Annotated in this window: 16 protein-coding genes and 5 tRNA genes; 15 read left to right on the forward strand and 6 right to left on the reverse strand. The window is 64.3% G+C overall.

All coding sequences use genetic code 11. The features are described 5' to 3' along the window. Window position 1 precedes the first annotated feature (1 nt). The 3 genes from PSPA7_RS09490 (at window position 2) to PSPA7_RS09500 (ending at window position 3,567) form a co-directional block, all read left to right on the forward strand. Window positions 2-1,021: an MraY family glycosyltransferase gene (locus PSPA7_RS09490; RefSeq protein ID WP_003150897.1), complete on the forward strand. Its 1,020-nt coding sequence runs from the start codon at window positions 2-4 to the stop codon at window positions 1,019-1,021. 34 nt (window positions 1,022-1,055) lie between these two features. Then, on the forward strand, window positions 1,056-3,053 hold the full coding sequence (locus PSPA7_RS09495; protein WP_025297832.1) for a polysaccharide biosynthesis protein: 1,998 nt from the start codon (window positions 1,056-1,058) through the stop codon (window positions 3,051-3,053). A gap of 190 nt (window positions 3,054-3,243) precedes the next feature. Then, window positions 3,244-3,567 carry a ComEA family DNA-binding protein gene (locus PSPA7_RS09500; RefSeq protein ID WP_012075039.1) on the forward strand — a complete coding sequence of 108 codons (324 nt, stop codon included), beginning with the start codon at window positions 3,244-3,246 and terminating at the stop codon, window positions 3,565-3,567. Window positions 3,568-3,640: 73 nt separating this feature from the next. On the opposite strand, the gene PSPA7_RS09505 is transcribed toward PSPA7_RS09500, so the two are convergent. Continuing rightward, window positions 3,641-3,716: transfer RNA gene (locus PSPA7_RS09505), tRNA-Asn, on the reverse strand. A 68-nt stretch (window positions 3,717-3,784) separates the two neighbouring features. Then, the gene (locus PSPA7_RS09510) at window positions 3,785-4,981 is read right to left on the reverse strand and encodes an amino acid aminotransferase (protein WP_012075040.1); all 1,197 of its coding nucleotides are present in this window, start codon (window positions 4,979-4,981) and stop codon (window positions 3,785-3,787) included. Between the two features lie 186 nt (window positions 4,982-5,167). Between PSPA7_RS09510 and uvrB the strand changes: the two genes are divergently transcribed. Beyond that, window positions 5,168-7,180 (forward strand): excinuclease ABC subunit UvrB, encoded by a 2,013-nt coding sequence (gene uvrB, locus PSPA7_RS09515; RefSeq protein ID WP_003150902.1) that lies wholly within the window; start codon window positions 5,168-5,170, stop codon window positions 7,178-7,180. Between the two features lie 3 nt (window positions 7,181-7,183). Here uvrB and PSPA7_RS09520 read toward each other — a convergent pair whose 3' ends face one another. Together PSPA7_RS09520 and PSPA7_RS09525 are read right to left on the reverse strand one after the other, a co-directional pair. Further along, window positions 7,184-8,743, reverse strand: a complete 1,560-nt coding sequence (locus PSPA7_RS09520) for an MDR family MFS transporter (protein WP_012075041.1) — start codon at window positions 8,741-8,743, stop codon at window positions 7,184-7,186. Further along, complete coding sequence (locus PSPA7_RS09525; RefSeq protein ID WP_012075042.1) at window positions 8,733-9,767, reverse strand: HlyD family secretion protein; 1,035 nt, start codon at window positions 9,765-9,767, stop codon at window positions 8,733-8,735. The genes PSPA7_RS09520 and PSPA7_RS09525 overlap by 11 nt, the downstream gene beginning before the upstream one ends. 102 nt (window positions 9,768-9,869) lie before the next feature. Between PSPA7_RS09525 and PSPA7_RS09530 the strand changes: the two genes are divergently transcribed. The 11 genes from PSPA7_RS09530 to PSPA7_RS09580 all read left to right on the forward strand — a co-directional run bounded on the left by PSPA7_RS09530 (window position 9,870) and on the right by PSPA7_RS09580 (window position 16,819). Further along, a complete protein-coding gene (locus PSPA7_RS09530) occupies window positions 9,870-10,790 on the forward strand; it encodes a LysR family transcriptional regulator (protein WP_012075043.1) in 921 nt (306 codons plus the stop codon). 37 nt (window positions 10,791-10,827) lie between these two features. Further along, window positions 10,828-12,312 (forward strand): glutamate--tRNA ligase, encoded by a 1,485-nt coding sequence (gene gltX / locus PSPA7_RS09535; protein ID WP_012075044.1) that lies wholly within the window; start codon window positions 10,828-10,830, stop codon window positions 12,310-12,312. A 198-nt stretch (window positions 12,313-12,510) separates the two neighbouring features. Then, a tRNA-Ala gene (locus PSPA7_RS09540) sits at window positions 12,511-12,586 on the forward strand. A 48-nt stretch (window positions 12,587-12,634) separates the two neighbouring features. Then, window positions 12,635-12,710 (forward strand) — tRNA-Glu (locus PSPA7_RS09545). 93 nt (window positions 12,711-12,803) lie between these two features. Further along, window positions 12,804-12,879, forward strand: a tRNA-Ala gene (locus PSPA7_RS09550). A gap of 46 nt (window positions 12,880-12,925) precedes the next feature. Further along, window positions 12,926-13,001 (forward strand) — tRNA-Glu (locus tag PSPA7_RS09555). A gap of 157 nt (window positions 13,002-13,158) precedes the next feature. Next, window positions 13,159-13,701, forward strand: coding sequence for a TetR/AcrR family transcriptional regulator (locus PSPA7_RS09560; RefSeq protein WP_003157993.1), 543 nt, complete (start codon window positions 13,159-13,161; stop codon window positions 13,699-13,701). 11 nt (window positions 13,702-13,712) lie between these two features. Further along, on the forward strand, window positions 13,713-14,570 hold the full coding sequence (locus tag PSPA7_RS09565) for an alpha/beta fold hydrolase (protein WP_012075045.1): 858 nt from the start codon (window positions 13,713-13,715) through the stop codon (window positions 14,568-14,570). 112 nt (window positions 14,571-14,682) lie between these two features. Then, a complete protein-coding gene (locus PSPA7_RS09570; RefSeq protein ID WP_012075046.1) occupies window positions 14,683-15,330 on the forward strand; it encodes a bifunctional 4-hydroxy-2-oxoglutarate aldolase/2-dehydro-3-deoxy-phosphogluconate aldolase in 648 nt (215 codons plus the stop codon). Beyond that, a complete protein-coding gene (locus PSPA7_RS09575; RefSeq protein WP_012075047.1) occupies window positions 15,330-15,767 on the forward strand; it encodes an acyl-CoA thioesterase in 438 nt (145 codons plus the stop codon). Before PSPA7_RS09570 ends, PSPA7_RS09575 begins: the two co-directional genes overlap by 1 nt. Window positions 15,768-15,859: 92 nt before the next feature. Next, window positions 15,860-16,819 carry a tRNA dihydrouridine synthase gene (locus tag PSPA7_RS09580; protein ID WP_003157990.1) on the forward strand — a complete coding sequence of 320 codons (960 nt, stop codon included), beginning with the start codon at window positions 15,860-15,862 and terminating at the stop codon, window positions 16,817-16,819. Between the two features lie 14 nt (window positions 16,820-16,833). Here PSPA7_RS09580 and PSPA7_RS09585 read toward each other — a convergent pair whose 3' ends face one another. After that, complete coding sequence (locus PSPA7_RS09585) at window positions 16,834-17,580, reverse strand: SDR family oxidoreductase (RefSeq protein WP_012075048.1); 747 nt, start codon at window positions 17,578-17,580, stop codon at window positions 16,834-16,836. Window positions 17,581-17,596: 16 nt separating this feature from the next. After that, window positions 17,597-18,400 (reverse strand): GNAT family N-acetyltransferase, encoded by an 804-nt coding sequence (locus tag PSPA7_RS09590; RefSeq protein WP_012075049.1) that lies wholly within the window; start codon window positions 18,398-18,400, stop codon window positions 17,597-17,599. Window positions 18,401-18,556 lie beyond the last annotated feature (156 nt).

Genomic DNA, 18,556 nt, shown 5'->3' on the forward strand with positions numbered 1-18,556 from the left:
AATGTCGATCTGGTGGATTTTATTTCCTGTGGTTTTGGTATCGGCAGGACTTACAGGAGTATTGAGGTTTTACGCCATCTCAAAAAAAGTCATGGATATTCCTAACGCCCGCAGTTCTCACACCGTGCCTACTCCGAGAGGCGGTGGGGTGGCTATCGTTCTGACTTTTCTCCTAGTGGTTTTTTTTCTTCCCCTATTTTCCATTCTGGAGTGGCGCCAGGCGTTACTTTTTCTGCTGGGAGGAGGCGGCGTCGCTCTGCTTGGTTTCCTTGACGACCATGGTCACGTGGCTGCACGTTGGCGCCTGCTTGGGCACTTCATGGCTGCACTGGTTTCACTCTTCCTTCTGACTGGTGTGCCGCCGTTCAAGCTACTGGGTTATCAATGGGATTTGGGCTGGGTTGGGGTCGTGCTTTTTGCTTTCTATCTCGTCTGGTTGCTCAATCTTTATAATTTCATGGATGGTATAGACGGCCTCGCAAGTCTGGAAGCTATCTTTGTCTGCGTGGGAGGAGCGCTGGTGTATTGGATGAATGACAAGGCAGCGTTTTCTTTACCCCCCCTGTTGCTGGCTTTTGCTGTTCTCGGTTTCTTGTTTTGGAACTTTCCTCCCGCGAAGATCTTCATGGGTGATGCTGGTAGTGGGTTCCTGGGATTGACTCTGGGAGTGCTATCGATTCAGGCCATGTGGGTTGAGCCAGAGTTCTTCTGGGCATGGCTGATTCTGCTGGGGGTCTTCATCGTGGATGCGACCTATACGCTGGCACGACGCTTGTTGCGCGGCGACAAGGTGTATGAGGCCCATCGGAGCCATGCCTATCAGTATGCCTCCAGGCATTTCGGCAAGCATGCTCCTGTTACACTCGGCGTAACCGTACTGAATTTGGTTTGGCTTCTACCCCTGGCGCTATGGGTGGCAAGTGGCCATCTCGAGCCTGTTCTGGGCATCGCCATAGCTTATACACCCCTCGTTTTCCTGGCTGTGAAGTTCAAGGCTGGTAAGCTAGAGTCGGTTGGATAGAACTCTTCAGCTATAGCTATTGAGGGAGTATGGAATGCTAGATCGCTTTAGAGTAAAACTGTTGTCGATGCCTCGTCGGTGGAAGCGTTTGCTTCAAGTGGCAACAGATATCCTGTTGGTGTGGTTATCGCTGTGGTTGGCATTTGTCGTGCGTCTTGGCACGGACGACATGATTGATATTTTCGGCGAGCATGCCTGGCTCTTCATTGCCGCTCCGCTCATCGCCATCCCACTGTTCATTCGCTTCGGCATGTATCGCGCGGTAATGCGCTATCTCGGTAACGATGCATTGATCGCCATCGCCAAGGCGGTGACCATCTCGGCTCTGGTGCTGTCGCTGGTAGTGTACTGGTATCGTGGCGCGCCGGCGCCGGTGCCACGTTCCCTGGTGTTCAACTACTGGTGGTTGAGCATGCTGCTGATCGGCGGCTTGCGTCTGGCCATGCGCCAGTATTTCATGGGCGACTGGTACTCTGCTGTGCAGTCGGTACCATTTCTCAATCGCCAGGACGGTCTGCCCAGGGTGGCCATCTATGGTGCGGGGGCGGCCGGCAACCAGTTGGTTGCGGCACTGCGTCTCGGTCGGGCGATGCGTCCGGTGGCGTTCATCGATGACGACAAGCAGATCGCCAACCGGGTCATTGCCGGCCTGCGGGTCTATACCGCCAAGCATATCCGCCAGATGATCGACGAGACGGGCGCGCAGGAGGTTCTCCTGGCCATTCCGTCCGCCACCCGGGCCCGGCGCCGAGAGATTCTCGAGTCCCTGGAGCCGTTCCCGCTCCACGTGCGCAGCATGCCCGGCTTCATGGACCTGGCCAGCGGCCGGGTCAAGGTGGACGACCTGCAGGAGGTGGACATCGCCGATCTGCTCGGGCGCGACAGCGTGGCGCCGCGCAAGGAGCTGCTCGAGCGTTGCATCCGTGGCCAGGTGGTGATGGTGACCGGGGCGGGCGGTTCGATCGGTTCCGAACTCTGCCGGCAGATCCTGAGTTGCTCGCCCAGCGTGCTGATCCTGTTCGAGCACAGCGAATACAATCTTTACAGCATCCATCAGGAACTGGAGCGTCGGGTCAAGCGCGAGTCGCTTTCGGTGAACCTGTTGCCGATCCTCGGCTCGGTGCGCAATCCAGAGCGCCTGGTCGACGTGATGCGCACCTGGAAGGTCAACACCGTCTATCACGCCGCAGCCTACAAGCATGTACCCATCGTCGAGCACAACATTGCCGAGGGGGTCCTCAACAATGTGATGGGCACCCTGCATGCGGTGCAGGCGGCGGTGCAGGTCGGCGTGCAGCACTTCGTGCTGATCTCCACCGACAAGGCGGTGCGACCGACCAATGTGATGGGTAGCACCAAACGCCTGGCGGAGATGGTGCTGCAGGCGCTCAGCAACGAGTCGGCACCGGTCCTTTTCGGCGACCAGAAGGGTGTGCACCAGGTCAACAAGACCCGTTTCACCATGGTCCGCTTCGGCAACGTCCTCGGCTCGTCGGGCTCGGTCATCCCGCTGTTCCGCGAGCAGATCAAGCGTGGCGGACCGGTGACGGTCACCCACCCGAGCATCACCCGTTACTTCATGACCATTCCCGAGGCGGCCCAGCTGGTCATCCAGGCCGGCTCGATGGGGCAGGGCGGGGATGTGTTCGTGCTGGACATGGGGCCACCGGTGAAGATTCTGGAGCTTGCCGAGAAAATGGTTCACCTGTCCGGGCTGAGCGTGCGTTCCGAGCGCTCGCCGCATGGCGACATCGCCATCGAGTTCAGTGGCTTGCGTCCGGGCGAGAAGCTCTACGAAGAACTGTTGATCGGCGATAACGTCAACCCTACCGACCACCCGATGATCATGCGCGCCAACGAGGAGCATCTGTCCTGGGAAGCGTTCAAGGGGGTGCTGGAGCAATTGCTGACGGCCGTTGGGACGGACGATTATTCGAGAGTCCGCCAACTGCTGCGGGAAACCGTCAGCGGTTATACGCCCGACGGCGAAATCGTCGACTGGATCTATCGCCAGAGACGGCGCGAACCCTGATCGACGAGTCGTGGAAAAGGCCGCCTAGCGGCCTTTTTTTGTTTTCGCCGTGCGACGTTTCCGGAGCACTCCACGGAATCGGCTGCTTTGCTGGGGAGGCCGCTGCAAGGTCCTTTCTGAGAGATATGGTGGCGTCGTGGACGGGCTAGAAGCTCTCCGCATGGTCATTCATCTCTGAAGGAGTGCAAGCATGCACCTAATCAAATCCGCCTTGTTCCTCATCCTGTTCGCCTGCCTGCCGTTTTCGGCTTCCGCCGCGCCGGCCGCCGCCAAGCCTCCGGTGGTCGCGACAATGCCGACGGAGGCGTCGACAGCGGAGGTGGTCAATATCAATACGGCCGACGAGGCGACGCTGGTGCGTGGGTTGAAGGGCGTCGGCGAGGTCAAGGCCAAGGCGATCGTCGAATACCGAACGGCTCATGGTCCGTTCGTTTCGCTGGATCAGTTGCTGGAAGTGAAGGGCGTGGGACCGGCGTTGCTGGAGAAGAACCGGGAGCGGATCGCCATAGAGTGAAGCGTCCGAGGAGGAAAGAAATACGTTCCCTGTAACGAAAAAGCCCTCGGCATGTGCCGAGGGCTTCTGAATTTGGCTCCGCGACCTGGACTCGAACCAGGGACCCAATGATTAACAGTCATTTGCTCTACCGACTGAGCTATCGCGGAACAGCGAGGCGTATGTTACTGATTAAAAAGGGGAAGTCAAGCCTCTGCCGATGACTTCCCCATTTTTCCTACAGGACCTGGACGATGGCCTTGGTGATGGTCTCGAGGTTCGATTTGTTCAGCGCGGCGACGCAGATGCGGCCGGTGCTGACGGCGTAGATGCCGAACTCGGTCTTCAAGCGCTCGACCTGTTCGGCGGTCAGGCCGGAATAGGAGAACATGCCGCGCTGCCGACCGACGAAGCCGAAGTCGCGCTTGGCGCCCTGGGCTGCCAGTTGCTCGACCATCGCCAGGCGCATGTCGCGGATGCGGTCGCGCATCTCGCCCAGTTCCTCTTCCCACAGGGCGCGCAGTTCCGGACTGTTGAGCACGGCGGAGACCACGCTGGCGCCGTGGGTCGGCGGGTTCGAATAGTTGGTACGGATCACCCGCTTCACCTGGGACAGCACGCGGGCCGCTTCGTCGCGGCTTTCGGTGACGATCGACAGGGCGCCGACACGTTCGCCGTACAGCGAGAAGGACTTGGAGAACGAACTGGAAACGAAGAAGCTCAGGCCGGACTGGGCGAACAGGCGCACAGCGGCGGCGTCTTCCTCGATGCCGTTGCCGAAGCCCTGATAGGCGATGTCGAGGAACGGCACATGGCCCTTGGCCTTGAGCACGTCCAGCACCTGCTTCCAGTCGTCCAGTTCGAGATCTACGCCGGTCGGGTTGTGGCAGCAGGCGTGCAGGACCACGATCGAGCGGGCCGGCAGGGCGTTCAGGTCTTCCAGCAGGCCGGCGCGATTCACGCCGTTGCTGGCGGCGTCGTAGTAACGGTAGTTCTCCACGGGGAAGCCGGCGGCCTCGAACAGCGCACGGTGGTTTTCCCAGCTCGGGTCGCTGATGGCCACGGTGGCTTCGGGCAGCAGGCGCTTGAGGAAATCGGCGCCGAGCTTGAGAGCGCCGGTACCGCCGACGGCCTGGGTGGTGACCACGCGACCTTCGGCGAGCAGCTCGGAGTCGTTGCCGAACAGCAGTTTCTGCACGCCCTGGTCATAGGCGGCGATGCCCTCGATCGGCAGGTAGCCGCGCGGCGCGTGGGCCTCGATACGCGCCTTCTCTGCAGCCTGCACGGCGCGCAACAGCGGAATGCGCCCCTCCTCGTTGTAGTACACGCCCACGCCCAGGTTGATCTTGCCCGGGCGGGTATCGGCGTTGAACGCTTCGTTCAGGCCAAGGATGGGGTCACGGGGTGCCATTTCGACGGCAGAAAACAGACTCATTTTGCGGCTGCTCGGAGTGTGAAGAGAGGAGGGCAACGCAACCCGTTGTGCGGGGGCGCAAAGGGTTGCGCAAACGGGGGGTTATTATAGACACCCCTTGATGCATGCTGCGACATTTAGGTGCATGCTTTCAGCTATTTCTGACGCCCGATTTTCTGCGGCGTCACAGGTCCTGCGAGGTTTCCAATGGATACGTTCCAACTCGACTCGCGCTTCAAGCCCGCCGGCGACCAGCCGGAGGCCATCCGGCAGATGGTCGAGGGGTTGGAGGCGGGGCTTTCGCACCAGACCCTGCTCGGAGTGACGGGGTCGGGCAAGACCTTCAGCATCGCCAACGTGATCGCCCAGGTGCAGCGCCCGACCCTGGTCCTGGCGCCGAACAAGACTCTGGCGGCCCAGCTCTACGGGGAGTTCAAGACGTTCTTTCCGCATAATTCGGTGGAGTACTTCGTTTCCTACTACGACTACTACCAGCCGGAGGCCTACGTACCATCCTCCGATACCTATATCGAGAAGGACTCGTCGATCAACGACCACATCGAGCAGATGCGCCTGTCGGCGACCAAGGCGCTGCTCGAGCGGCCGGATGCGATCATCGTCGCCACCGTGTCGTCCATCTACGGCCTCGGCGACCCCGCCTCGTACCTGAAGATGGTCCTGCACCTGGACCGCGGCGACCGCATCGACCAGCGTGAGCTGCTACGGCGCCTGACCAGCCTGCAGTACACCCGCAACGACATGGACTTCGCCCGCGCGACCTTCCGTGTGCGTGGCGACGTGATCGACATCTTCCCGGCCGAATCCGATCTCGAGGCGATCCGTGTCGAGCTGTTCGACGACGAGGTGGAAAGTCTCTCGGCCTTCGACCCGCTCACCGGCGAGGTGATCCGCAAGCTGCCGCGCTTCACCTTCTACCCCAAGAGCCACTACGTGACTCCGCGCGAGACGCTGCTGGAGGCGGTCGACCAGATCAAGGCCGAACTCAAGGAACGCCTGGACTACCTGCGCAACAACAACAAGCTGGTGGAAGCGCAGCGCCTGGAGCAGCGCACGCGTTTCGACCTGGAGATGATCCTCGAACTGGGCTACTGCAACGGCATCGAGAACTACTCGCGCTACCTTTCCGGGCGCGCCCCCGGCGAGCCGCCGCCAACGCTCTATGACTACCTGCCGGCCAACTCGCTGCTGGTCATCGACGAATCGCACGTCAGCGTTCCGCAGGTCGGCGCGATGTTCAAGGGCGACCGCTCGCGCAAGGAAACCCTGGTGGAATACGGTTTCCGTCTGCCTTCGGCTTTGGACAACCGGCCGCTGCGCTTCGAAGAGTGGGAGGCGGTGAGTCCGCAGACCATCTTCGTTTCCGCGACCCCCGGGCCCTACGAGGCGGAGCACGCCGGGCGGGTCATCGAACAGGTGGTACGACCCACCGGCCTGGTCGATCCGGAGATCGAGGTGCGCCCGGCGATGACCCAGGTCGACGACCTGCTGTCGCAGATCCGCCAGCGCGTGGCCAAGGACGAGCGGGTGCTGGTGACCACCCTGACCAAGCGCATGGCCGAAGACCTCACCGATTATCTCGGCGATCACGACGTGCGGGTCCGCTACCTGCACTCGGACATCGATACCGTCGAGCGGGTGGAGATCATCCGCGACCTGCGCTCCGGCGCTTTCGACGTGCTGGTGGGAATCAACCTCCTGCGCGAGGGCCTGGACATGCCGGAGGTATCGCTGGTGGCGATCCTCGACGCGGACAAGGAAGGTTTCCTGCGCTCGGAGCGCTCGCTGATCCAGACCATCGGTCGTGCCGCGCGCAACCTGCACGGCAAGGCGATTCTTTACGCCGACAACGTCACCGGCTCGATGCAGCGCGCGATCGACGAGACCGAGCGGCGGCGGGCCAAGCAGATCGCCTTCAACGAAGCCCACGGCATCGTGCCCAAGGGCGTGCGCAAGGACATCAAGGACATCCTCGAGGGCGCGGTGGTGCCCGGCGCGCGCGGCAAGCGCAAGGGCGTGGCCAAGGTCGCGGAGGAGAGCGGGCGCTACGACAACGAACTGCGTTCGCCGAGCGAGATCAGCAAGCGCATCCGCCAGCTGGAGGAAAAGATGTACCAGTTGGCTCGCGACCTGGAGTTCGAAGCCGCGGCGCAACTGCGCGACGAGATCCAGACGCTGCGCGAGCGCCTGGTCAACGTCTGATCCTCAGTGCGCCCCGGCGTCGGCGCGGGCGCCGCTGCCGGACGGCAGCGAGCGGGTGAGCAGCACCGCGAGCATGCTCACGGCGAGAACGATGCCGATGACATGGAAAGCATCGTTGTAGGCCATGATCATCGCCTGCTGGTGGGTGATCTCGCTGAGTTTGCCCAGCGCCGCCTGCTGGCTGCCCAGTTGCGCGGCCAGTTGCGCGAGGCGTTCGTCGACCTGCGGGTTGGTCGGCACCAGGGCTTCGCGCAGATAGTCGAAGTACACCTTGGCGCGACTGTCGAGCAGGGTCGCGAGCAGGGCGATGCCGATGGCTCCGCCGAGGTTGCGCAGGATGTTGAACAGGCTCGAGGCCGAGCCGGCGTCCTGTGGCTGCAGGAAGGCGGTGGCGATCAGCGAAATGGTCACCATGATCATCGGCTGGCCGAGGGCGCGCAGTAGCTGGATCTGGTTGAACTGCGGTCCGGCGAAGTCCGGGTTGAGCACCCCGGAGAAGAAGCTGGCAAGGCCGAACAGGCCGAAGCCGGCGGCGCAGAGCAGGCGTGGCGAGACCAGCTTCATCAGCTTCGGAACCAGCGGGATCAGGAACAGCTGGGGAATGCCCATCCACATGATCACCTCGCCGATCTGCATGGCGTTGTAGCCCTGGATTTGCGCCAGGTACAGCGGCAGTACGTAGATCGAGCCGTACAGGCCCATGCCCAGGCCGATGCTGGAAATACTCGCGAGGCCGAAGTTGCGGTTGCGCAGGATGCCCAGGTCGATCAGCGGGTTCGGCCGCGACAGCTGCAGGATGACGAACAGGACCAGGCTGAACAGGGCGACGCTGCCGAGGCTGACGATCAGTTGCGACTCCAGCCAATCCTTGCGGTGACCTTCCTCGAGGAATACCTGCAGGCAGCCCAGGCCGATGCCGAGGGTGACGATGCCGGCGTAGTCGGTACTCTTCAGCAGCTCCCAGTGCGGCGCCTTTTTCTCCAGGCCGTAGAGCAGCCCGGCGATCATCAGCAGGCCCGGCGGCACATTGATATAGAAGATGTATTCCCAGCCGAAGTTTTCCGTCAGCCACCCTCCCAGGGTCGGTCCGATGGAGGGCGCGAAGGTGGCGGTGATGGCGAACAGCGCCATGCCCTTGGGGCGGTGGTGTTCCGGCAACTTGACCAGGGCCAGGGTGAACGCCAGCGGAATCAGCGCGCCGCCGGTGAAACCCTGCATGGCGCGGAACACGATCATGCTTTCCAGGTTCCAGGCGAACGAGCAGAGCAGCGAGGACACCAGGAAGCCCACCGAGATCATTACCGCCAGGCGCCGTGCCGAGAGCAGTTGCACCAGCCAGGCGGTCATCGGGATCATGATGATCTCCGCCACCAGGTAGGAGGTTGAAATCCACGAGCCTTCCTCGAGGGTCGCCGCCAGCGCGCCCTGGATGTCCTTCAGCGAGGAGTTGGTGATCTGGATGTCGAGCACCGCCATGAATGCGCCGAGCATGGCGCTGAGCACCGCGATCCAGTCGCGCCGGGTCGGTTCGCCAAGCGGCCGGGCCAGCGCCTCAGCGGTCACGGAGCTCGACCTCGGCTTCGACGGACATACCGGGGCGGATGCGGCCATGCAGCGGGTTGTCGGCGTCGAACACGATCTTCACCGGGATGCGCTGCACCACCTTGGTGAAGTTTCCGGTGGCGTTGTCCGGTGGCAGCAGGCTGAACTGCGCGCCGGAAGCGGCGAACAGGCTGTCGATGCGGCCGTCGATAGGCGTGTCGGGGAAGGCGTCGAAGGTCAGGCGCGCCTTCTGTCCGTCGCGCATGCGGCCGACCTGGGTTTCCTTGAAGTTGGCCTGGACCCAGATGTCCTCGTCCGGCACCAGCGACAGCAAATGGGTACCCACCTGCACGTACTGGCCGTTGCGCGCGCTGCGCTGGCCGACCAGGCCGCTGATCGGCGAATGGATCAGGGTGCGTGACAGGTTGATCTCGGCTTGCGCCAGTTCGGTGCGGGCGCTGGCGATCTGCGCTTCCAGGCGCTTGATCTCGGCGCCCAGGGTGTCGCGCTGGACGCGTTGGGCCTCGAGGTCGGCGCGGGCCTTGGCCAGTTGCGAGCGGGCAACATGGTTGTCGGCGGTGAGGGTAGTGACCCGTTCCTCGGAAACGTAGCCGGGCTTGCGCAGGGCTTCGGCACGGTTCAGGTCGATCTGTGCGCGACCGAGGGTTGCCTGGCTGGCGTTGACGTCGGCGGCGCTGGCGGCGATCAGGCTGCTCTGCTGCACCAGCTTGCTGCGCGCCTGGGCCAGTTCCGCCTCGCGGGTCGCCAGCGCGGCCTGGGCGCGCTCGACGGCGAGCTTGAAGTCGGCGTCTTCCAGGCGTACCAGTAGCTGGCCCTTGTCCACGTGCTGGTTGTCGCGCACCAGGACTTCCTCGACCCGCGCGCCCAACTGGCTGGCCACCCGCGTGATCTCGCCCTGGACGTAGGCGTTGTCGGTGCTTTCCACGTGGCGGCCGACGAACCACCAGTGCAGGAAGAAGGCCAGGGCGATCAGGCCGACGGCCACCAGGAAGACGGTCAGGCGACGTTTGAGTTGGGCGGGCATGGGTGGAGTGTTCCGTCGGCAAAATTCGGCCAATCTAGCAGTGTTCCGCCGGACGTTATAGGCGCTACACTTCGGACTCTTTGTTGCTTATAGGGAACAATAATGGGGCTTGATGATGCGCTGATCTTCACCCGCGTGGTGGAGTACCACAGCTTCACCCAGGCCGCGCAGAGCCTGGGCATGCAGAAGTCCACGGTGAGCCGGCGCATCGCCCTGCTGGAGGAGCGCCTGGGCGTGCGGCTGCTCAATCGCACCACCCGCAAGTTGCGCCTGACCGAAGTAGGGCAGGCCTACTACGAGCGCTGCCGGCAGATCATGCACGATTTCGCCGAGGCCGAGCAGGCAGTGATGCAATTGCAGCAGGCGCCCTCCGGATTGCTGCGGATCACTTCGCCGATCGAATTCGGGCAGATGTTCCTCGCCGGGCTGCTGGGAGATTTCATGCGCCAGTACCCGCTGATCACCGCCGAAGTCGAGCTGGCCTCGCGCAGCGTCGATCCGCTGCAGGAAGGCGTCGACATCGTGATCATGGTCGGCCAGCCCGAGGACTCGACTCTGGTCGCCCGTCGCCTGCTGGCTACCGGGCGCTGGCTCTGCGCCAGCCCCGGCTACCTGGCCGAGCACGGTACGCCCGGCTCGGTGGCCGAACTCGCCGGACATCGCGCGGTGCTGTTGTCCACCGACTCGCAGCGCTACTGGCCGCTGTCCGGCGACAGCCTGCCCTGCCAGCGGGTACTGTCCTGCAACAACATCACCTTCGCCCGCGAGGCGGTGGTCGCCGGCGCGGGCATTGCCGCGCTGCCGGCACTCATCTGCGAGGAGAGCGTGCGCAACGGGCGCCTGGTGCGCCTGCTGCCGGACGTGCCACTGCCGGTGGGTGAGCTGTACGCGGTCTATCCGTCGCGGCGCTTCCAGGCAATGAAGGTCAAGGCCTTCCTCGATTTCCTGATCAGCTGCCTGCCGGCCGACAGCGGCCGTTTACTGGAGCCCGAGGCGGCCCGCCTGATAACATCGCGCCCCTGAGTTTTCGTTTTCACTTCCGCTTGGCAAGAGAATCTCCATGACCACTGTTCGTACTCGCATCGCCCCGTCGCCGACGGGCGACCCGCACGTCGGTACCGCATACATCGCGCTGTTCAACCTGTGCTTCGCCCGTCAGCACGGCGGCCAGTTCATCCTGCGCATCGAGGATACCGACCAGCTGCGTTCGACGCGGGAATCCGAGCAGCAGATCTTCGACGCCCTGCGCTGGCTCGGCATCGAGTGGGACGAGGGCCCGGACGTCGGCGGGCCGCACGGCCCTTACCGGCAGAGCGAGCGCGGGCACATCTACAAGAAGTACTCGGACGAGCTGGTCGAGCAGGGCCACGCCTTCACCTGCTTCTGCACCCCCGAGCGCCTCGATGCGGTTCGCGCCGAGCAGATGGCGCGCAAGGAGACCCCGCGCTACGACGGCCACTGCATGCACCTGCCGAAGGACGAGGTGCAGCGCCGCGTCGCCGCCGGCGAGTCCCATGTCACTCGCATGAAAGTGCCGACCGAGGGTGTCTGCGTGGTGCCGGACATGCTTCGCGGCAACGTCGAGATCCCCTGGGACCGCATGGACATGCAGGTGCTGATGAAGGCCGACGGCCTGCCGACCTACTTCCTCGCCAACGTGGTCGACGACCACCTGATGGGCATCACCCATGTCCTGCGCGGCGAAGAGTGGCTGCCGTCGGCGCCCAAGCTGATCAAGCTCTATGAGTATTTCGGCTGGGAACAGCCGCAGCTGTGCTACATGCCGCTGCTGCGCAACCCGGACAAGAGCAAGCTGTCCAAGCGCAAGAACCCGACCTCTATCACCTTCTACGAGCGCATGGGCTACCTGCCGCAGGCGCTGCTCAACTACCTCGGGCGGATGGGCTGGTCGATGCCGGACGAGCGCGAGAAATTCACCCTCGCCGAGATGATCGAGCATTTCGACCTGTCGCGCGTCTCCCTGGGCGGACCGATCTTCGACCTGGAGAAGCTCTCCTGGCTGAACGGGCAGTGGATCCGCGAGCAGTCCGTGGAAGAGTTCGCCCGTGAGGTGCAGAAGTGGGCGTTGAATCCCGAGTACCTGATGAAGATCGCTCCGCACGTGCAGGGACGGGTGGAGAACTTCAGCCAGATCGCGCCGCTGGCCGGCTTCTTCTTCAGCGGCGGGGTGCCGCTGGACGCTTCGCTGTTCGAGCACAAGAAGCTCGATCCGACCCAGGTCCGCCAGGTCCTGCAACTGGTGCTGTGGAAGCTCGAGTCCCTGCGCCAGTGGGAGAAGGAGCGCATCACCGGCTGCATCCAGGCGGTCGCCGAGCACTTGCAGCTCAAGCTGCGCGACGTGATGCCGCTGATGTTCCCGGCCATCACCGGCCACGCCAGCTCGGTCTCGGTGCTGGACGCCATGGAGATCCTCGGCGCCGACCTGTCGCGCTATCGCCTGCGCCAGGCCCTGGAGCTTCTGGGCGGGGCGTCGAAGAAGGAAACCAAGGAGTGGGAGAAGATCCGCGACGCCATTCCCGGCTGACCGGCTTGCCGATTCCTATCACGAGGCCCGCCCGGTTGCGGGCCTCGTTTTTTCGGGAGGGGAGGTAAGTGATTGTTCTTCCGATAAAAATTTTTAGGTTTCGATGAAAAATAATGTTGACAGCCTCGAGCCTCACCCTTAGTATGCGCCCCGTCTTCACGACGAACTCAACGAAGTGAAGCGATCCAGCGGTACTTTGGGGCTATAGCTCAGCTGGGAGAGCGCTTGCATGGCATGCAAGAGGTCGACGGTTCGATCCCGTCTAGCTCCACCAAATTGCCGGGAATACGCGGTCGGTTTTGCGGATTCCTACGAAGGTTACGTCCCCTTCGTCTAGTGGCCTAGGACACCGCCCTTTCACGGCGGTAACAGGGGTTCGAGTCCCCTAGGGGACGCCACTTCATGTTCATCCGTCCCAGCAATGGATGAGCGTGTCGACGATCGGAAGGTCGTCGAAGCGATCCGAGGATCGCCCGCCTGATGGCGAATTCGGGGCTATAGCTCAGCTGGGAGAGCGCTTGCATGGCATGCAAGAGGTCGACGGTTCGATCCCGTCTAGCTCCACCACATTCCAAGGCCAGCATCGCTGGCCTTACTTTTCGAAGGTTTCATTGTCCCCTTCGTCTAGTGGCCTAGGACACCGCCCTTTCACGGCGGTAACAGGGGTTCGAGTCCCCTAGGGGACGCCACTTTTTCCCGCTCTGCGGGGCTCTATAGGGCCATTCCGAATTGGAATGGCCCTTTTGTTTTTTCCCTTTCCGAATTTCTGACAGGCGGTGCGGCCATGCGTTTGCCGATTTTTATTATGAGTATAATATTTCATTCATAATATGTTCGGAGGCCGTCATGAGCGACAAGAAAACCCAGACCCGTGCCCGCATCCTCGGTGCCGCCACCCAGGCCTTGCTCGAGCGGGGCGCCGTCGAGCCTAGCGTCGGGGAAGTGATGGGCGCGGCGGGGCTCACCGTCGGCGGCTTCTATGCCCACTTCCAGAGCAAGGATGCGCTGATGCTCGAGGCGTTCGAGCAATTGCTCGGCAAGCGTCGCGAACTGCTCGGCGAGCTCGACCCCGGATTGTCGGGGAAGGAGCGCCGGGCCTTGGCGGCCGCCTTCTACCTGTCGCGCAAGCATCGGGACGCACAGGTCGACGCCGGTTGTCCGCTGCCGGCGACCCTGGCCGAGGTGGCGCGCCTGCCGGAAGGGTTTCGCGAGGTCTTGAGCAGGCATGTCGAGATCATGGTTGCCAGCCTGGCGGAAAGTCCCGAGGAAGCCGACGTCGCCCTGGCCGACCTGGTGTTGATGATCGGCGGTTTGGCACTGGCCCGGGCGTTGGGGCCGGGCGAGCTGTCCGACCGGGTTCTGCGTGCCGCCAAGCAGGCGGTGAACTGAGGAGGTGCGAGATGAGCAGCCTGGCCTGGATTCGCGGCTTCAACGGGACGATCGGACGCATCGCGCCGCGTTGGACGGCCGAGCGTATGCGGCGGGCATTCATGATGCCCGGCGAGTGGCCGCCGAAGGATTGGGAGCTACCGCTGCTGGCCAGTTCGGAGCGCGTCACCCTGCGCTTCGGGCTGTCGGCGTTGCGCTGGGGGGAGGGGCCGGCGGTGTTGCTGCTGCATGGCTGGGGCGGCCGGCCGACGCAGTTCGCCCATCTGATCGAGCAACTGGTTGGCGCGGGTTATTGCGTGTTCGCCCTCGATGCGCCGGCCCATGGTCGTTCGCCGGGCCGCGAGGCGCATGTGGTGCTGTTCGCCCATGCCTTGCTGGAGGCCGCTGGCGAGTTGCCGCCGCTGCGTGCGGTGGTCGGTCACTCCCTGGGTGGCGCGGCGGCGTTGCTGGCGGCCCAGATGGGGCTGCGCAGTGAGGTGCTGGTGACGGTCTCGGCGCCGTCGCGGATTCTCGAACAGTTGCGCCTGTTCGCTCGTTTCGTCGGTTTGCCGGCCCTGGCCCGCTCGCATTTCATCCGCCTGGTCGAGCGCCAGGCAGGCATTCCCGCGGCGAGCCTGGACGTGGCGCGCTACCGTCTGGAAATGCCCGGACTGGTGGTGCATGCCGACGACGACACGCGCGTCGCGGTGGAAAATGCCGAGCGCATCCATGCCGCCTGGCCGGGCAGTCGCTTGCTGCGCTTGCCGGGCGGCGGGCACCATCGGCTGCTCGGCGAGCGCAGGTTGAGCGAGTCGCTGCTGGCGCTGCTCGAGGAGCGCCCGGCGATGCGCGCTTGCCTGCGTGTGGAAAAGGCGGCGAGCGCTTCCTGAGGCGCGTGGCAGAGGGCTTGTCGTTGTCCTGACCTCGGTTCTTCGGTAAAAAGCGCTGTGGCCCGCGCGGAGCGTTCCGGCGCGGCGAACCGTTTCGAATCGAGGAATGCCCATGACATTGCCGCTGGATCGGGTCCTGCTACAGGCCAGCCCGGTATTGCCGGTGCTGGTGATCGAGGACGTGGCGCTGGCGCCCGACCTGGCGCGCGCGTTGTATGCGGGTGGCGTCACGGTGCTGGAAGTGACGCTGCGCACGCCGCAGGCGCTGGACGCGATCGCCGCCATCCATCGCGAGGTGCCCGAAGTCCTGCTGGGGGCGGGTACCCTGATCCACACCGAGCAGTTCCTCGAGGCGCGCGACGCGGGCGCACAGTTCGCCGTCAGTCCCGGATGCACGCCGCGCCTTGCCGCCGCCGCCGAGGATGCCGGCCTGCCATACCTGCCCGGGGTGATGACACCTTCGGAAGTGTTGCTGGCGCTGGAGTACGGTTATCGCTCGCTGAAGCTGTTTCCGGCCGATGGCACTGCCAGTGTGAAAATGCTGAAAAGCCTGAAGGGGCCGTTCACCGGTATTCGCTTCTGCCCGACCGGCGGGGTGAACCTGGACAACCTGCTGAATTTCCTGCGCCTGCCCAACGTCGCCTGCGTCGGCGGCACCTGGCTGGCGCCCCCCAGTCTGATCCGGGCGCGCGCCTGGGACCAGATCACCCAACTGGCCAGGGAAGCGCGCGACCTGGCCGGCAGCCTGGAGCCGCATTGATGAACTGGGATTATGCCGAGCCGTTCGTGATCGACCTCCGCGTCCTCGCCGAGGACATCGACGGACTCGGCCATGCGAACAACGCCGTCTACGTCAGTTGGCTGGAGCGCTGCGCCTGGCGCCATTCCCAGCGCCTGGGCCTGGATCTGGCCGAATACCGCCGGCTGAACCGGGCGATGGCGGTGGTCCGGCACGAGATCGATTACCTGGCGGCGGCCTACGAGGGCGACGAGTTGCAACTGGCGACCTGGATCGTCGAGTCCGACCAGCGCCTGCGGATGAACCGGCGCTTCCAGTTGGTACGCCCGGCGGATGGCGCCACGCTGCTGCGGGCGCAGACCACCTTCGTCTGCATCGAACTGTCCAGCGGCAAGCCGAAGCGGATGCCGGCGGAATTCATCGACGGCTACGGCCAGGCTCTGCTCGCCGGCGCCTGACCCGCTGCACGTCGGTCGGCAGGCATTCGCACTTTGTTCCGGGCGGCGGATTCTCTAGAATCCGCCGCCTGTCATTTTCGAGGTAGTGGTTCGTGCAAATCGCCCTGGCGCCGATGGAAGGTCTGGTGGATGAAATCCTCCGCGACGTGCTGACCCGCGTCGGCGGCATCGATTGGTGCGTCACCGAATTCATCCGCATCACCGATCGCCTGCTGCCGGCCACGGCTTTCCACAAGCTGGCGCCGGAGTTGCGCGACGGCAGCCGGACTCGCGCCGGGACGCCGATGCGTGTCCAGTTGCTCGGCTCAGATCCGGCGTGCCTGGCGGATAACGCCGCGTTCGCCTGTGAGCTGGGCGCCCCGGTGATCGACCTGAACTTCGGTTGTCCGGCCAAGACCGTGAACCGCTCGCGCGGTGGCGCGGTATTGCTCAAGGAGCCGGAGCTGATGCACGACATCGTCGCCGCCGTGCGTCGCGCGGTGCCGGGCGAGACTCCGGTGACCTCGAAGATGCGCCTGGGCTACGACAGTCCCGACGGCGCCCTGGATTGCGCGCGGGCCTTGGCCGACGGCGGCTCGGTCCATGTCGTGGTGCATGCCAGGACCAAGGTCGACGGCTACAAGCCGCCGGCGCACTGGGAATGGGTGGCGCGGGTGGCCGAGGCGGTGCGCGTGCCGGTCTTCGCCAATGGCGAAGTCTGGACCCTCGACGACTACTTGCGTTGTCGCGAGATCAGCGGGGTCGAGGACATCATGCTCGGTCGCGGACTGGTCTCGCGTCCTGGCCTGGCTCGGCAGATCGCCGCCTGGCGCGACGGCGGCGAGATCCGCGAGATGCCCTGGAGCGAGTTGCTGCCGCTGCTCCGCGATTTCTGGTTGCAGGCCCGGCGCAAGCTGGCGCCGCGCTATGCGCCGGGGCGCCTCAAGCAGTGGCTGGGCATGCTCACCCGTACCTATCCCGAGGCCGTCGAGCTGTTCGCGCAGATCCGCCGGGAAAGCGATTGCGAGACCATCGATCGGCTGCTGCAGGTGTCGTTCAGCCAGGCGGCCTAGGGTTCGTTCGGGACCTAGCGCCCGCCGCTGACGTCGATGAAGGTCCCGGTGCTGTAGCTGGCTTCGTCCGAGGCCAGCCAGAGGATCGCCCGCGCGACTTCCTCGGATTCGCCGCCGCGCCCCAGCGGAATGCCGCTCTTCAGGCGTTCCACTCGTCCCGGCTCGCCGCCGCTGGCGTGGATCTCGGTATCGATCAGTCCGGGCCGCACCGCGTTGACCCGGATACCCTCCGCCGCGACCTCCCTGGCCAGACCGATGGTCATGCTGTCGATGGCGCCCTTGGCGGCGGCATAGTCGATGTATTCGTTGGGCGATCCCAGTCGCGAGGCCATGGAGGATACGTTGACGATGCTGCCGCCGCGCCCGCCATGGCGGGTCGACAGGCGCTTCACCGCCTCGCGGGCGCAGAGGAAGCTGCCGGTCACGTTGGTCGCGAAGACCCGTCGCAGGCGTGCCGCGTCCATGTGCTCCAGGCGCATCTGCGGCTCCAGCATGCCGGCGTTGTTCACCAATACGTCGAGGCGGCCGAAACGCTGGTCGATAGCCTCGAACAGTCGCAGCACCTGGTGCTCCTCGGCGACGTCGGCCGCCACCGCCAGGGCTTCGCCGCCCTGGTGCTCGATGCGCTGGCGCAGCGCTTCGGCGGCCTCGCGGTTGCGCAGGTAGTTGAGAACGACCGCATAGCCGCGTTCGGCGGCGAGCAGGGCGGTAGCGGCACCGATACCGCGGCTGGCACCGGTGATCAGCATGACGTTGCGCATGGCGACGCTCTCCAGGTCAGTAGCGCGTGAAGGTCAGGTAGTCGGCGTCCCAGCCCAGGCCCTGCCAGAACAGATTGGACAGCGGCGCGTCGAGGGCCGATTGCGCGCGGATCAGGCCGGCGCCGCGCGAGCGCAGGGCCTGCTCGGCGCTGGCCACCAGTCCGCGGGCCAGGCCCTGCCGGCGCGCGTGCGGCAACACGTAGAGTTCGGCGATCTCGCCGACCCGGGCCTGGCCGTCCTCGATCTGCCAGAGGTGGGCGAGGACGAAACCGCGGGGATGCTGCTGGGCTTCCGCCAGCCAGAGCAAGCGGTTGCGCGAGGCGGCCAGGAGCAGCGCGTGGATCGCCTGCTGGTCACCGGCATCCAGGGTTTCCCCGGCTTCGCGGACATTGGCTTGCCAGAGCGCGGCCACCGCCGGGACGTCCTCTGCGCTGGCCAGGCGAACCTGGTGTTGCTCTGGCGTCGCATCGAGTTCCTGGCCGATCCGCAGCAGGTTGCCGTCGGGATCGACCAGGGCGAATTCGCGCATGCCCCAGGGTTGGTCTTCCAGGGCCGTGAGGCGTGGAATTCCCTGGCTGCCCAGGCCGAGGGCCTCGGCCTGGCGATGCAGTGCCTGGGCATCCTCCAGGCGCAGGTAGGCAGCGCTGCAATTGGTCGTGGGTTCGAGCGCTTCGACCAGCGACAGGTGCAGCTCCAGTGCGCCGCGTTGGAGGATGGCGTAGGCCGGATAGCGAGCGCCAAGGTGGAAGCCGAGGGACTGGTAGAAGGCGCTGGCGCTGTCGAGGTCGCGGCAGGGGAAAGTCGGGATCGCGCGTTCCATGGCGTCTGTTCTCGAAAGGATGAGGGTCGATCTGAGCACGACGAACGGTCGTTCTCAAGACTCTTGAAATATTTCCCGCTACCCCTATCTAGTTCGTGCGGGATGCCGAAGACGGGTTCCGCACCAGAGTACTTGCTGATAATTCAGGAGATTCGC

This window comes from Pseudomonas paraeruginosa PA7 (assembly GCF_000017205.1).
GTDB lineage: Bacteria > Pseudomonadota > Gammaproteobacteria > Pseudomonadales > Pseudomonadaceae > Pseudomonas > Pseudomonas paraeruginosa.

Excerpts from the sequence above, each read along its gene's own strand:
- PSPA7_RS09490 (WP_003150897.1), top strand. The coding sequence starts at position 2 with ATGTCGATCTGGTGGATTTTATTTCCTGTGGTTTTGGTATCGGCAGGA.
- PSPA7_RS09495 (WP_025297832.1), top strand. The coding sequence starts at position 1,056 with ATGCTAGATCGCTTTAGAGTAAAACTGTTGTCGATGCCTCGTCGGTGG.
- PSPA7_RS09500 (WP_012075039.1), top strand. The coding sequence starts at position 3,244 with ATGCACCTAATCAAATCCGCCTTGTTCCTCATCCTGTTCGCCTGCCTG.
- PSPA7_RS09510 (WP_012075040.1), bottom strand. The coding sequence starts at position 4,981 with ATGAGTCTGTTTTCTGCCGTCGAAATGGCACCCCGTGACCCCATCCTT.
- uvrB (WP_003150902.1), top strand. The coding sequence starts at position 5,168 with ATGGATACGTTCCAACTCGACTCGCGCTTCAAGCCCGCCGGCGACCAG.
- PSPA7_RS09525 (WP_012075042.1), bottom strand. The coding sequence starts at position 9,767 with ATGCCCGCCCAACTCAAACGTCGCCTGACCGTCTTCCTGGTGGCCGTC.
- PSPA7_RS09530 (WP_012075043.1), top strand. The coding sequence starts at position 9,870 with ATGGGGCTTGATGATGCGCTGATCTTCACCCGCGTGGTGGAGTACCAC.
- gltX (WP_012075044.1), top strand. The coding sequence starts at position 10,828 with ATGACCACTGTTCGTACTCGCATCGCCCCGTCGCCGACGGGCGACCCG.
- PSPA7_RS09560 (WP_003157993.1), top strand. The coding sequence starts at position 13,159 with ATGAGCGACAAGAAAACCCAGACCCGTGCCCGCATCCTCGGTGCCGCC.
- PSPA7_RS09565 (WP_012075045.1), top strand. The coding sequence starts at position 13,713 with ATGAGCAGCCTGGCCTGGATTCGCGGCTTCAACGGGACGATCGGACGC.
- PSPA7_RS09570 (WP_012075046.1), top strand. The coding sequence starts at position 14,683 with ATGACATTGCCGCTGGATCGGGTCCTGCTACAGGCCAGCCCGGTATTG.
- PSPA7_RS09575 (WP_012075047.1), top strand. The coding sequence starts at position 15,330 with ATGAACTGGGATTATGCCGAGCCGTTCGTGATCGACCTCCGCGTCCTC.
- PSPA7_RS09585 (WP_012075048.1), bottom strand. The coding sequence starts at position 17,580 with ATGCGCAACGTCATGCTGATCACCGGTGCCAGCCGCGGTATCGGTGCC.
- PSPA7_RS09590 (WP_012075049.1), bottom strand. The coding sequence starts at position 18,400 with ATGGAACGCGCGATCCCGACTTTCCCCTGCCGCGACCTCGACAGCGCC.